Source organism: Pseudomonas sp. YuFO20, assembly GCF_035064975.1.
GTDB lineage: Bacteria > Pseudomonadota > Gammaproteobacteria > Pseudomonadales > Pseudomonadaceae > Aquipseudomonas > Aquipseudomonas putida_AE.
Genome location: NZ_JAXDEO010000008.1, coordinates 37,472 through 49,917, shown reverse-complemented (window position 1 = coordinate 49,917; position 12,446 = coordinate 37,472). Strand labels below are relative to the sequence as shown.

The following is a 12,446-nucleotide window of genomic DNA, read 5'->3' as shown; positions in this document are numbered from 1 at the left end:
ACAAACAACGCAAGACACACAGGCAATAACCCGAGCAATCAACGCGCCGCCGATCCCAGGCGACGCGACCGCTACATAAAAACAACAGCGAGGTGAAAGCATGTCTGGCAATCGTGGTGTGGTGTATCTCGGCGCTGGCAAGGTCGAAGTACAGAAAATCGACTATCCGAAAATGCAGGACCCGCGCGGCAGGAAGATCAACCACGCCGTCATCCTGCGTGTGGTTTCCACCAACATCTGTGGTTCCGACCAGCACATGGTGCGCGGCCGTACCACTGCACAAACCGGCCTGGTGCTGGGGCACGAGATCACCGGTGAAGTGATCGAGAAGGGCAGCGACGTCGAGAACCTGCAGATCGGCGACCTGGTGTCCGTACCGTTCAACGTGGCTTGCGGGCGCTGCCGTTCCTGCAAGGAAATGCACACCGGCGTGTGCCTGAGCGTCAACCCGGCCCGTCCGGGCGGTGCCTACGGTTACGTCGACATGGGCGACTGGACCGGTGGCCAGGCCGAATACGCCATGGTGCCGTACGCCGACTTCAACCTGCTGAAACTGCCGGATCGCGACCGGGCCATGGAGAAAATCCGTGACCTGACCTGCCTCTCCGACATCCTGCCGACCGGCTATCACGGTGCCGTGACCGCCGGCGTTGGCCCAGGCAGCACCGTCTACATCGCCGGTGCCGGCCCAGTGGGTCTAGCCGCCGCCGCTTCCGCTCGCCTGCTGGGCGCGGCGGTGGTCATCGTTGGTGACGTCAATACCATCCGCCTGGCCCACGCCAAGGCCCAGGGTTTCGAAATCGCCGACCTGTCTTCCGACACCCCGCTGCACGAACAGATCGCTACGCTGCTGGGCGAACCGGAAGTGGACTGCGCCATCGACGCCGTAGGCTTCGAAGCCCGCGGTCACGGCCATGACGGCGTAAAACACGAAGCCCCGGCCACCGTGCTCAACTCCCTGATGGGCGTGGTACGCGTGGCCGGCAAGATCGGCATCCCTGGCCTCTACGTCACCGAAGATCCAGGTGCTGTGGATGCCGCCGCAAAAATGGGCAGCCTGAGCATCCGCTTCGGTCTCGGCTGGGCCAAGTCCCACAGCTTCCACACCGGCCAGACCCCGGTCATGAAGTACAACCGCCAGCTGATGCAGGCAATCATGTGGGACCGCATCAACATCGCTGAAGTGGTCGGCGTGCAGGTCATCAGCCTGGATCAGGCGCCGGAAGGTTACGGCGAGTTCGATGCGGGCGTGCCGAAGAAGTTTGTGATTGATCCGCATAAGTTGTTTAGTGCGGCGTAAGAGCGTTTGAAGTAAGAGAAGGGCGACGTGATGTCGCCCTTTTTTGCATCTCGCATCGGAGTGGCATTGACGATAGCTAGTTGACGTCTCAGCCCACGTATCTCTGTATTTAGACGTTCAAGTGTAGTTCGGATATTTGTGCCTAGCTGTTCATGCGGAATGTCGCGAGTGTTGTGCAGGATGCGATCACGCTGAGAACTCAGTAGATTGATGCGGTGCTGACTCCTTCCCTGGCGGGCTGTTTGATTTACTGTTTCGAAGTAGGGTGGCGGGCGCCCTAAGTTCGATGTACTGACGCTTTGACGTCCCAACGACGTTACTTCAAGGAAATAGGCGACAAGGCTCCAGGCATGACTAAGAAATCAGTTCTTTCAGCATCGTTCCGATTGCAGCTTTTGCCTACTAGCAGATCTGATAGGTTCTTAACCCTCAGTCCCGTATTGCGACGAGCGGGTTGAAAATGGACGCGTGCCTGAGGAACATGCCCGCTCATAGCCGGTCAAATCGGCAGCTTTGCGCCCGTGAGCCGGGCGTTTTCATGGCACAAGAGGATGTCTGGATGAAGATTTCACGCGGTTTAGTACTGGCTTCCCTGATGACATTCGTGGCCAGCCCGGTCTTCGCACAGTTCAGCCTGGGCGATGCGGCCAATGCCATTGCGGGGATGAAGGGCGGCAACGCGGCCACAGAGGCCGCGCCGACTTCGGAGACTGCGGACCTGCTGGGTGCGCTCAGCCAACTGAATGTGACGCCACAACAAGCCGTCGGCGGTGCCGGGGCGATGCTCGGGCTGGCGAAGAATCAATTGAGTTCGACCGACTATTCGGAACTGGCCAAAAGCGTACCTGGAATCGACACACTGTCGGGCGGCGGTGAACTGGGCGCGCTCGCCGGCTTGTTGGGGGCGACCGGTAAATCCGCAGGGCTGGATAACGCCCTGGGCAACGTCAAGGACACCAACGACCTGAACAACGCCTTCAGCGCCCTGGGCATGGACACTGGCATGATCGGCGTGTTTGCGCCGGTGATCCTGCAATACTTCGGTCAGCAGGGTGTCGGCGGTTCGCTGCTGCAAAGCCTGGGTGGCATTTGGGGTGCCGGCACCGGCACCGGCACCGGAATCGGCAGCTGATTCAGCGGCTTTCGGCGCGCAACTCGTCGATACGCCGGTCCTTCTCGATCCAGAGCTGGTTGACCCAGTTCTGGACCTTCTCACGAAACAGCGGATCGTTTTCGTAATCGCCCTGCCACAACGCCGGGTCGAGCTCGCGGGTCTTGATGTCGATGATCACCCGCGGCACGTTGCCGCTGATCAAGTCCCAGAACCCCGGAATGGCCGGCTGCGGATACACCACGGTCACGTCGAGAATCGCATCCAGCTGTTCACCCATCGCCGCCAGTACAAACGCCACGCCACCGGCCTTGGGCTTGAGCAGGTGGGTGAAGGGCGACTGCTGATGGGCACTTTTGGCGGCGGTAAAACGCGTGCCTTCCAGATAATTGACCACGGTCACCGGTTGCCGCTTGAACAGCTCGCAGGCTTGTCGGGTGATCTCCAGATCCTTGCCGGCCAACTCCGGGTTCTTCGCCAGGAACGCCTTGCTGTAGCGCTTCATGAACGGGTAATCCAGCGCCCACCAGGCCAGGCCCAGGAACGGCACCCAGATCAGTTCTTTCTTGAGGAAAAACTTGAAGAACGGCGTGCGTCGATTCAGCGTCTGGATCAGCGCCGGGATATCGACCCAGGACTGGTGATTGCTGATCACCAGATAGGAAGTGTCGCGACGCAGATCGTCACCGCCGCGAATATCCCATTGGGTGGGGATGCACAGGCGAAAGATCAGCTTGTCGATTTCCGACCAGGTCTCGGCAATCCACATCACCACCGAGGACGCGTAATCGCGAAAACGCCCGGGCAGGACCAGTTTGAGCAAGGCGAACACCATCAAAGGTCCGATCAGGACCAGCGTGTTGAGCAACAGCAGCAATGTGACGAAACAGCCGGTGAGCAGGCGGCGCATAAATGACTCTTGGAAGCGTTAGGGCGCGCCATGATAAGCAGCTTCGGACGACAGGCCAAATCGGCGCTGACGAATGTTTCACCTCCGGACCGTTACCCTTGTGGGAACGATCAACTCAACAACGGTCTAAAATTGCGCTGCCAACTCCTCAAGGACTCCCAATACGTGAAATCCCTTCTTGCATTGCTATCTCTCCTTGCCCTGCCGGCTTTGGCAGCCGAGCCGACGCTCTACGGCCGCTACGAATACATCTCGCTACCGGAAATCGGTGGCGAAGTGCTCAAGGCCAAAATGGACACCGGCGCGTTGACTGCCTCGCTGTCGGCCAAGGACATCGAAACTTTCACCCGCGACGGCGAAGACTGGGTGCGTTTCCGCCTGGCGACCAAGGGTGCGAGCAACAAGGTCTACGAACACAAGGTCGCGAGGATCAGCAAGATCAAGACCCGCTCCGAAGAGGACGAGGATGACAGCGAAGTGATCGCGCCCACCAAGCGGCCGGTGGTCGATCTCGAGTTGTGCCTGGGCAATGTAAAACGCACGGTCGAGGTCAACCTGACTGACCGCAGCAGCTTCAATTATCCCTTGTTGATCGGCGCCAAGGCCTTGCGCGAGTTTGGCGCGGCGGTGAATCCGGCTCGACGGTTTACGGCGGACAAGCCCGATTGCTGATTGACGGGGTGTAAGGCTTGGGGCACCGTTCGACCACTCAACCGCCAGGCTCGGACGCCATGCCCCATATCCTGATTGTCGAAGACGAAGCGGCGATTGCCGACACCCTGATTTTCGCCTTGCAGGGCGAGGGGTTCACCACCACGTGGCTGACACTTGGCGCGGCGGCGCTTGAGCATCAGCGGCAGACCCCGGCGGACCTGATCATCCTCGACATCGGTCTGCCGGACATCAGCGGCTTCGAAACCTGCAAGGCGTTGCGACGTTTCAGCGAAGTACCGGTGATGTTTCTCAGCGCCCGCGATAGCGAAATCGACCGTGTCGTAGGCCTGGAGATTGGTGCCGACGATTACGTGGTCAAGCCGTTCAGCCCCCGTGAAGTGGCGGCGCGGGTCCGGGCGATTCTCAAGCGCATGGCACCCAAAAACCTGACTGAAATCGCGCCAACACTGTTCCGCATCGATTACGAGCGTATACAGATCAGTTATCGCGGTCAGCCACTGAGCCTGACCCGACACGAATTCCGTTTGCTGCAATGCCTGCTGGAGCAACCCGAGCGCGTGTTCAGCCGCGAGCTATTGCTCGATGCCTTGGGCGTGGCCGCCGATGCCGGCTACGAGCGTAGCATCGACAGCCACATCAAGAGCGTGCGCGCCAAGTTGCGATCGATTAAGGCCGATGCAGAGCCGATTCAGACCCATCGCGGCCTCGGATACAGCTACAGCCCGGGACACAGCTGATGCCATTGGGGTTACGGATTTTCCTGGTCTATGTGCTGTTCGTCGGCTTGACCGGCTACTTCGTGCTCAACACCGTGATGGAAGAAATTCGTCCCGGGGTGCGCCAGTCCACGGAAGAAACCCTGGTCGACACCGCCAACCTGATGGCGGAAATCCTGCGCGATGACTTCAAGGCCGGCACCCTCAACCAGAGCCGCTGGCCGGAACTGCTCAAGGCCTACGGCGAGCGGCAACCGGCGGCGAACATCTGGGGTTTGCCGAAAAACCAGGTCAACCACCGCATCTACGTCACTGACGCCAACGGCATCGTGGTACTGGATTCCAGCGGCACAGCGGTCGGTCAGGATTACTCGCGCTGGAACGACGTTTACCTGACCCTGCGCGGCGAATATGGTGCCCGCTCGACCCGCAGTGACCCCAATGATGCGAGCTCGTCGGTGATGCACGTCGGCGCGCCGATTCGCGATAACGGCCGGATCATCGGCGTGGTCACTGTGGCCAAGCCCAACAGCTCGTTGCAGTCTTATGTGGATCGCACCGAGCGACGATTGCTGGGTTATGGCGCCGGCCTGATCGGCCTCGGCCTGCTGTTCGGTGCGCTGTTGTCCTGGTGGTTGAGTCGGTCGCTGCGGCGCTTGACCGCTTATGCGCAAGCAGTGAGCGAAGGCCGGCGGATCGAGGTGCCGCACTATCGCGGTGGCGAGCTGGAGCAATTGGCGACGGCCGTAGAACAGATGCGCACGCAGCTCGAGGGCCGGGCCTACGTAGAGCGTTACGTGCACACATTGACCCACGAATTGAAGAGCCCGCTGGCGGCGATTCGCGGCGCGGCGGAACTGCTGCAGGGCGAGATGCCGTTGGCTCAACGGCAGCGTTTTGTCGGCAACATCGACAGTGAAAGTACGCGCATGCAACAGTTGATCGAGCGGCTGTTGAACCTGGCGCAAGTTGAACAGCGTCAGGGGCTTGAGGCGCGTGTCGAGGTGCCACTGGCGGCGTTGGTGGCCGAACTGATTGATGCCCAGTCTGCGCGGATCGAAGGCAGGCAGTTGCGCGTGTCACAGATGATTGCGGCGGACCTGATGCTAAGGGGGGAGCCGTTTTTGTTGCGGCAGGCGCTGGGCAACCTGCTGGAAAATGCGCTGGATTTCACCCCTGCTCAGGGCGTGATGCGATTCACCGCCGAGCGAATGGGCGAGCAGATCGAATTCAAGCTCTTCAACCAGGGCGAAGCGATTCCGGACTATGCGTTGCCGCGCCTGAACGAGCGTTTCTACTCGCTGCCGCGACCGGATACTGGGCGAAAAAGCACCGGGCTTGGGCTGAATTTCGTGGAAGAAGTGGTGAAGTTGCATGGTGGGGTGATGAGCATCGGCAACGTTGAGGGTGGCGTTGAAGTCAGTTTGCTCCTGCCTTTAGACCAAGTCGCAGTCTCCACATAATCTCCACATTCCCCCCATAAAGCCCCCACACAGCCCGTCCAGACTCTGCCTTATCAAAACAGGGAGAGTCCCATGAACCGAAGCCTGACCTTGAAACTCGGGGCGATTGCCCTGCTGATTGTGTTATTGCTGATCCCGTTGCTGATGATCAACGGCGTCATCCAGGACCGCCAGCAACTGCGCGACGGCGTGCTTGAAGACATCGCCCGCAGCGCCAGTTACAGCCAGCAATTGAGCGGGCCGTTGTTGGTGGTGCCCTATCGCAAAGTCGTGCGCACCTGGAAGACCCACGAAAAAACCCACGAACGCTATCAGGACATTGGTGAAGAGCGCGGTCGTTTGTACTTCCTCCCGGAGCGCTTCGAACTCGACGGCCAGGTCCAGACCGAACTGCGTTCCCGAGGCATTTACCAGGCGCGGCTGTTCCATGCCGACAACCGCATCAGCGGCCATTTTTCACTGCCGGCGCAGCTGGGTATCCAGGAAGATTTCGCTGATTACCAGTTCGATCGGCCATTCCTGGCGGTCGGCATCAGCGACATTCGCGGCATCGAGAATGCCTTGAAACTCGAGCTCAACGGCCAGCGTCTGGACTTCGTTCCGGGTAGTCAGGTCGGCTGGCTGGGGGAGGGCGTCCATGTGATGTTGCCGGCGTTGGACGCGAGGCAAAACACAGAGCTGGCCTTCGGTTTCGACCTGAAGCTGCAAGGCACCGGCCAGTTTCAGGTCCTGCCGGTGGGCAAGACCAGCAAGGTCTCGCTGAGCGCCAACTGGCCGCATCCCCGTTTCATCGGCAACTACCTGCCAGCCCAGCGCGAAATCACCGATCAAGGCTTCACCGCCAATTGGCAGACTTCGTTTTTTTCCACCAATCTGCAAGAGATCCTCAACAGCTGCGTGCCCAGTGGTGCTTGCGAGGCGTTGTCCGGTCGCAGCTTTGGCGTGAGCTTCGTCGACCCGGTGGACCAATACCTGAAAAGCGACCGCGCGATCAAATACGCACTGTTGTTCATCGTCCTGACGTTCGCCGGTTTCTTCCTTTTTGAAGTGCTTAAAAGCCTGGCGGTGCACCCGGTGCAATACGCTTTGGTGGGCGTGGCGCTAGCGTTCTTTTATCTGCTTTTGTTGTCGCTGTCCGAACACATTGGCTTTGCCTTGGCGTATCTATTGTCGGCCAGCGGATGTGTATTGTTGATTGGTTTTTATGTCTGCCACGTGCTGCGCAGCGTGCGTCACGGCTTGAGTTTTTCGGTGGGGCTGGCGGCTTTGTACGGCCTGCTTTATGGCTTGTTGAGTGCCGAGGATTACGCGCTGTTGATGGGGTCGTTGTTGCTGTTCGGCTTGCTCGGGGTGTTCATGGTGCTGACCCGCAAACTGGATTGGTATGGGGTCGGACAGAAAGCGGCCAAGCCGTTGGCGTTCGATATTGGAGCGATGGAATGAGTCGGTCGCTGGGGTTGCGGGAAGATCAGCGGGAAGGGGAGGTGCTGGCGACGCTGATTTTCGGGTTGTTTCCGGTTGATCCGGTGTGGTGCGTTCGACTTGCTCGTGGAAAGCCCGGTCCGGTCGGCCAAAAACCAGACTTTGTAACGGATCAACGCCGCTGCGTCCATGATCCCGTCGGACAGGGCGACGTCTCGGTTGGAGGGCACATTCCTTTTTAAATAAATCTGTGCCCTTTTTTCCCTTTTTACTTGTTCAGGTGGTTCTTATATTTAGGTTGGCGGCGTTGGTGGGGCTGCCAATTCCAGGGATTCTAGCGCGAGGAATGAACTGCTGGATCGTGGGGGGATCGGCAGGAGAGCTTCTCAGAGGACCCATCTCAACATTTCCCCTGGTAACGGTATTAGGTGTCGATGCCAGTCGAGGAGTCCTGGAAGGACGGAATCGGTACATCCCTCCTAATCCAGCGCCTAAAAGAAAACTTGACCCAAGTAGAAGTGCGGTGTTTGCCGTTTTATCGTCAGCCTCTACCATAAACCCGGCGGCGCCTACTACCGCCGCAGCGGTTGATGCCGTGAGCTTGAGCGTTGCAGCCGGATGGGCAGGTGTCACAAACGTGACCATTTTCCTGATCATCGACAAAAATGAATGTCCAGTCGGGTCGCACCGGCCTATCGGGTTACCCTCGCAATACGAGTAGGCATTCACTCCTCCTTCTTCAAATGGACTCGAACTGTCCGGTTTGTTAAACCGCATCAACACCGTATTGAACAGCCGATACCCATTGCCCAAATGATAGTGCCCGGTCAGCGGGTCAGGACGTTCGCCGTTGAACCCGAGCAAACTGAGCAAGCCGTTTTTTGCCGGCCGATGGCCGTAGGGTGAGTAGGCGATGGGGTGAGGCCTATTCGCGTCGAGGGCATTTAGGACCGAGCGCTGTTGATCGGTCGCGAGCAGGACTGTTTTACTGGAATATATAGGCATTGACCGAGCTCCAGGTACGGTTCATAAAGTCGGACCTTAAGCATCGGATTTTTTTCATTTTTTGCCTACTAGCAGAACTGATAGGGTCGTTGCGCAGCATCAAACGTCACTTCAACCAGCGAAGTGCTAAACCTTGGGCATCGTCGCCAGCATCGAAGGCCGCTGACTCACCTCGAAATACCACGCCGCCAACTGCGGATTCGCTTCACGCCACTCCAGGTCGGGATGGCGCAGATCCACATAACCCAACGCACACGCCACGCTGATCGCCGCTACGTCGAAATGGCTGGTCAGCTCGGCAATCGCATCCTTCTCCAGCAAAGCTAAAGTACGGCGAATTTTGTCGCGCTGGCCGTCGAGCCATTGGTCCCAGTGTTTTTCCGGGGCGCGCAGGGCGACTTCGTAGCGTACGAGTACCGCGGCGTCCATGATCCCGTCGGCCATGGAGGCGAGGGTCAGGCGCCGCCAGCGGGCCGAGCCTTCGCGGGGGATCAGCGGGTTGCCGACGTGCTGGTGGTCCAGGTAATCGAGGATCACCCGGCTGTCGTGGATGACGCTGCCGTCGGCCAGGCGCAGGGCGGGGATCTTGCTCAGGGGGTTGTCGTCGATCAGGGTCTGGTCCGGGTCGACCGGCGTGAGTACGCAGTTCTGCAGGGCGACGCGGTCCTGTTGACCGGTTTCGTGCAGGAGCACCATGACTTTGCGCACGAAGGGGGAGAGGGGGTTGTGGTAGAGGGTCATGCTCGGGGTGGACATGGCGACGTCTCGGTCAGAGGAGGTGTCGGGCAGCATAGCGCGTTGATGCGTGGGTTCAAGATGAGCCATGTGGGAGCGGGCTTGCTCGCGAAGGCGTCGTGTCAGTCAACAATTAATCAGATGACATATCGCATTCGCGAGCAAGCCCGCTCCCACAGGTTTTGCGTTTTAGCTGGCCGGTTGCAGCGTCTGACCGGCTTCAGGGCCCGGAGCTGCCTGCTGAGGCTTGAGTTCCCGGGCAACGGTCCAGACGATGAAGGCGGCGACGATGTCGAAAATCGCCAAAGTCACGAACAGCGGGCTGTAGCCGATCTTGGTCACCATCACGCCGAACACCAGAGTGAAAGCGGCCGCGCCGAGGTAGCCGAACATCCCGCCCATGCCTGTGGCCGTGGCCACTTCGTTTTTGCCGAACGAGTCAGAGGTGATCGCGTACAACGCACCTGACAAGGTCTGGTGGGCGAAACCGCCGATGCACAGCAGCGCAATCGCCGTGTACGGGCTGGCGACCAGGCCGATGCATGCCGGGCCGATCATGCACGAGGCACCGAACAGCAAGACCATTTTGCGCGAGGTGAACAGCGACACTTTGCAGTGCTTGTGGAAGAACGGACTCAGGTAGCCACCGAGCACGCAGCCCAGGTCGGCGGCGAGGAAAGGCAGCCAGGCGAACATCGCGATCTCCTTGATGTTCATGTGCCGCTCGGTCATCAGGTACAACGGAATCCAGGCATTGAAAGTCTGCCAGGCCGGCTCGGAAAGGATCCGCGCGCTGGCGATGGCGTAGAAGTTACGGCTGCCGATGATTTTCTTCCAGCTGCCCTTTTTGGTGGCCGGCTCTTTGAAGTGATCTTCCTGGCCGCTGAGGATGTAGGCGCGCTCTTCATCGCCCAGGCGTTTCTGGTCCCGGGGATGCTTGTAGAGGAGCACCCACAGCAAGCTCCAGAGCACGCCCAGGCCACCAACGATCAGGAACGCCAGTTCCCAGCCACTGTGCAGGATCGCCCAGACCACCAAGGGCGGCGCCAGCAGTGCGCCGATCGATGAACCGATGTTGAACCAGCCAATGGCTACCGAACGCTCCTTGGCCGGAAACCATTCGGTGGTGGCTTTCACGGCCGCCGGCAAGCCTGCCGCTTCCGTCAGCCCGAGCAGGCCACGAACGAATGCCAAGCCCTGCCAGCCACTCGCCAGTGCTGCCAGCGCGCAGGCAATCGACCAGGCGAAGGCAAAGATCGCGAAGCCCATTTTGGTGCCGATGGCATCGATGATGTAGCCGGCCACCGGTTGCATCAGCGCATAACAGACCTGCCAGGCGACCACGATGTGCGAGTACTGCTCGGTGGTAATGTTCATTTCGCTCATCAGGGTCGGGGCGGCCACTGACAGGGTATTGCGAGCGAGGTAATTGACGATCAGACCGGCAGTTACCAGACCGACCATCCACCAGCGGATGCCTTTGACTTTCATCACATCACCGTCATTTTTCTTGGATTTATTGTGGGTGTCGCATTTGTTGTAGGTTGTCGTACAACATGCGCCTTTATAGAAGCGCAAGGGTGAATGTGTCAACAAATATGTCAGGGATTTAGCGGGGAGAGGCGACGGGCGGGGGGCATTGTCGTCGTATGACTTGTAGGAGCGAGCTTGCACGCGATGACCTTCAATATGACGCTGGAAGCCTGGCTCCCCGAGGCGTTCTCAGGTTTATCGCGAGCAAGCTCGCTCCTACAGAGGGGGGCGCATTATCGGCGTTGGAGGAGGCCGCGCAGGGCGAGGGCGGCTGGAATACCCAGGCCAAGCCAGCTCAAGGCATCCCAGATCCCATCGCCCAGCAGCGCGGCGAACAACCCCGCCGCGCTGAACAAGGCGATGACGGTGGGGGTGGCGAACACCTTCCAGAAATTCGACTGCCGGGGCCTCATGCCACGCTCTCCGCTTTTTCCAGCACGGGTTTCGCAGCCTTGCGCCGCACCACCCACAGGTAGACGCCACTGCCGAGCACAATGATCGTCAGCACATCCAGGGTCGCCCAGAGAATCTGCATCGGCATGCCGCCGTAGTCACCGAAGTGCAACGGCTGTGACATGCCCATGGCGTCCATGTACCAGGGACGTTCGGCCACGGCGGTGACTTGCAGGGTGCTGGCGTCGATCAGTACCGGCGTCAGCAAGTGCGAGGTCAGGTGCGTGCTGCCTTTCATGAACACCGCGTAATGGTGCTCGCTGGAGAACCGCGTGCCGGGGAAGGCAATGAAATCCGGCTGCATGCCGGGTGCGACTTCCTTGGCGATGTCGAGCAAACGCGTGGCCGGTGCCAGTTGCGTCAATGGCGGCGCATCGCGATACGGCGCGACCATCGCGCTCAGGCTGTCGTTGCGCCACGCGGCGATGAGCAGGTCGGCGCAGGCACTGATCACACCGGTTACACCCACCACCAGCGCCCAGGTCAAAGTCACTACGCCGATCAGGTTGTGCAGGTCAAGCCAGCGCAGGCGGGTGGACTTGTCCTGGCGCACGGTGGCGAATTTCAAGCGGCGCATGAATGGCAGGTACAACACGGTGCCGGACACGATCGCGACGACGAACAGCAACCCCATGAACGCCAGCAGCAACTTGCCCGGCAGCCCGGCGAACATGTCCACGTGCAGGCGCAGCATGACCATCATGAAGCCGCCATTGGCCGACGGCATCTCCAGCGCTTCGCCGGTGCGGGCGTCGAGCATGAAGGTGTGGGACGAGTTCGGCTCGGTGCCGGCGGTGGCCGCCATGATCGCGATCGCGCCATTGGGTTCGTCCTCGTCGAAACCGAAGTACTGCATGACTTCGCCGGGACGATGTTTTTCAGCGGCCTGCACCAGTTGCTGCAAATTCAGCTGCGGGGTGTCCGCCGGCATCTGCTTCAACTCGGCGGCATCGCCCAGCAGATGGTCGATCTCGTGGTGGAAGATCAACGGCAGGCCGGTCAGTGCCAGCATCAGCAGAAACACGGTGCAGATCAGGCTGGTCCAAGTGTGGACGAAGGACCAGCGGCGAATTGTTTTACTTTTCATTTCATAGCCTTCAGAAAAACCTAAGCCGTCCACGAA

At 59.7% G+C, this 12,446-nt stretch carries 12 protein-coding genes and 1 pseudogene; 7 read left to right on the top strand and 6 right to left on the bottom strand.

Annotated elements, in window-relative coordinates:
• The first annotated feature begins 100 nt into the window (after positions 1-100).
• Both fdhA and SOP85_RS06545 read left to right on the top strand, forming a co-directional pair.
• The gene (gene fdhA, locus SOP85_RS06550) at positions 101-1,300 is read left to right on the top strand and encodes a formaldehyde dehydrogenase, glutathione-independent (protein ID WP_323626446.1); all 1,200 of its coding nucleotides are present in this window, start codon (positions 101-103) and stop codon (positions 1,298-1,300) included.
• A gap of 559 nt (positions 1,301-1,859) precedes the next feature.
• Positions 1,860-2,432, top strand: a complete 573-nt coding sequence (locus SOP85_RS06545; protein ID WP_274075559.1) for a DUF2780 domain-containing protein — start codon at positions 1,860-1,862, stop codon at positions 2,430-2,432.
• A 1-nt stretch (position 2,433) separates the two neighbouring features.
• Here SOP85_RS06545 and SOP85_RS06540 read toward each other — a convergent pair whose 3' ends face one another.
• On the bottom strand, positions 2,434-3,321 hold the full coding sequence (locus SOP85_RS06540) for an acyltransferase (protein ID WP_274075558.1): 888 nt from the start codon (positions 3,319-3,321) through the stop codon (positions 2,434-2,436).
• Positions 3,322-3,486: 165 nt separating this feature from the next.
• Here SOP85_RS06540 and rloA2 point away from each other — a divergent pair, with 165 nt between their 5' ends.
• The 5 genes from rloA2 (at position 3,487) to SOP85_RS06515 (ending at position 7,839) form a co-directional block, all read left to right on the top strand.
• A complete protein-coding gene (gene rloA2 / locus SOP85_RS06535) occupies positions 3,487-3,993 on the top strand; it encodes a retropepsin-like aspartic peptidase RloA2 (RefSeq protein WP_323626445.1) in 507 nt (168 codons plus the stop codon).
• Positions 3,994-4,052: 59 nt separating this feature from the next.
• Complete coding sequence (creB, locus tag SOP85_RS06530; RefSeq protein WP_323626444.1) at positions 4,053-4,733, top strand: two-component system response regulator CreB; 681 nt, start codon at positions 4,053-4,055, stop codon at positions 4,731-4,733.
• Positions 4,733-6,175: a two-component system sensor histidine kinase CreC gene (gene creC / locus SOP85_RS06525; protein WP_323626443.1), complete on the top strand. Its 1,443-nt coding sequence runs from the start codon at positions 4,733-4,735 to the stop codon at positions 6,173-6,175. Before creB ends, creC begins: the two co-directional genes overlap by 1 nt.
• 72 nt (positions 6,176-6,247) lie before the next feature.
• A complete protein-coding gene (gene creD / locus SOP85_RS06520) occupies positions 6,248-7,618 on the top strand; it encodes a cell envelope integrity protein CreD (protein ID WP_323626442.1) in 1,371 nt (456 codons plus the stop codon).
• On the top strand, positions 7,615-7,839 hold the full coding sequence (locus SOP85_RS06515; protein WP_274075553.1) for a hypothetical protein: 225 nt from the start codon (positions 7,615-7,617) through the stop codon (positions 7,837-7,839). The genes creD and SOP85_RS06515 overlap by 4 nt, the downstream gene beginning before the upstream one ends.
• 424 nt (positions 7,840-8,263) lie before the next feature.
• Here SOP85_RS06515 and SOP85_RS06510 read toward each other — a convergent pair.
• The 5 genes and pseudogenes from SOP85_RS06510 to SOP85_RS06490 form a co-directional block, all read right to left on the bottom strand.
• Positions 8,264-8,581 (bottom strand): annotated as a pseudogene (locus tag SOP85_RS06510) (RHS repeat-associated core domain-containing protein); the annotation flags it as partial.
• A gap of 147 nt (positions 8,582-8,728) precedes the next feature.
• Entirely contained in the window at positions 8,729-9,358 is a 630-nt protein-coding gene (locus SOP85_RS06505) for a glutathione S-transferase (protein ID WP_323626441.1), read from the bottom strand.
• 168 nt (positions 9,359-9,526) lie between these two features.
• Positions 9,527-10,828 carry an MFS transporter gene (locus SOP85_RS06500; RefSeq protein ID WP_323626440.1) on the bottom strand — a complete coding sequence of 434 codons (1,302 nt, stop codon included), beginning with the start codon at positions 10,826-10,828 and terminating at the stop codon, positions 9,527-9,529.
• 275 nt (positions 10,829-11,103) lie between these two features.
• Positions 11,104-11,283 carry a hypothetical protein gene (locus SOP85_RS06495; protein WP_274075550.1) on the bottom strand — a complete coding sequence of 60 codons (180 nt, stop codon included), beginning with the start codon at positions 11,281-11,283 and terminating at the stop codon, positions 11,104-11,106.
• A complete protein-coding gene (locus SOP85_RS06490; protein WP_323606575.1) occupies positions 11,280-12,410 on the bottom strand; it encodes a PepSY-associated TM helix domain-containing protein in 1,131 nt (376 codons plus the stop codon). Before SOP85_RS06490 ends, SOP85_RS06495 begins: the two co-directional genes overlap by 4 nt.
• Between the last annotated feature and the right edge of the window lie 36 nt (positions 12,411-12,446).

What these genes read in the sequence shown, in the direction of transcription:
- fdhA (WP_323626446.1), top strand. Translation starts at nt 101, where the DNA reads ATGTCTGGCAATCGTGGTGTGGTGTATCTCGGCGCTGGCAAGGTCGAA.
- SOP85_RS06545 (WP_274075559.1), top strand. Translation starts at nt 1,860, where the DNA reads ATGAAGATTTCACGCGGTTTAGTACTGGCTTCCCTGATGACATTCGTG.
- SOP85_RS06540 (WP_274075558.1), bottom strand. Translation starts at nt 3,321, where the DNA reads ATGCGCCGCCTGCTCACCGGCTGTTTCGTCACATTGCTGCTGTTGCTC.
- creB (WP_323626444.1), top strand. Translation starts at nt 4,053, where the DNA reads ATGCCCCATATCCTGATTGTCGAAGACGAAGCGGCGATTGCCGACACC.
- creC (WP_323626443.1), top strand. Translation starts at nt 4,733, where the DNA reads ATGCCATTGGGGTTACGGATTTTCCTGGTCTATGTGCTGTTCGTCGGC.
- creD (WP_323626442.1), top strand. Translation starts at nt 6,248, where the DNA reads ATGAACCGAAGCCTGACCTTGAAACTCGGGGCGATTGCCCTGCTGATT.
- SOP85_RS06515 (WP_274075553.1), top strand. Translation starts at nt 7,615, where the DNA reads ATGAGTCGGTCGCTGGGGTTGCGGGAAGATCAGCGGGAAGGGGAGGTG.
- SOP85_RS06505 (WP_323626441.1), bottom strand. Translation starts at nt 9,358, where the DNA reads ATGTCCACCCCGAGCATGACCCTCTACCACAACCCCCTCTCCCCCTTC.
- SOP85_RS06500 (WP_323626440.1), bottom strand. Translation starts at nt 10,828, where the DNA reads ATGAAAGTCAAAGGCATCCGCTGGTGGATGGTCGGTCTGGTAACTGCC.
- SOP85_RS06495 (WP_274075550.1), bottom strand. Translation starts at nt 11,283, where the DNA reads ATGAGGCCCCGGCAGTCGAATTTCTGGAAGGTGTTCGCCACCCCCACC.
- SOP85_RS06490 (WP_323606575.1), bottom strand. Translation starts at nt 12,410, where the DNA reads ATGAAAAGTAAAACAATTCGCCGCTGGTCCTTCGTCCACACTTGGACC.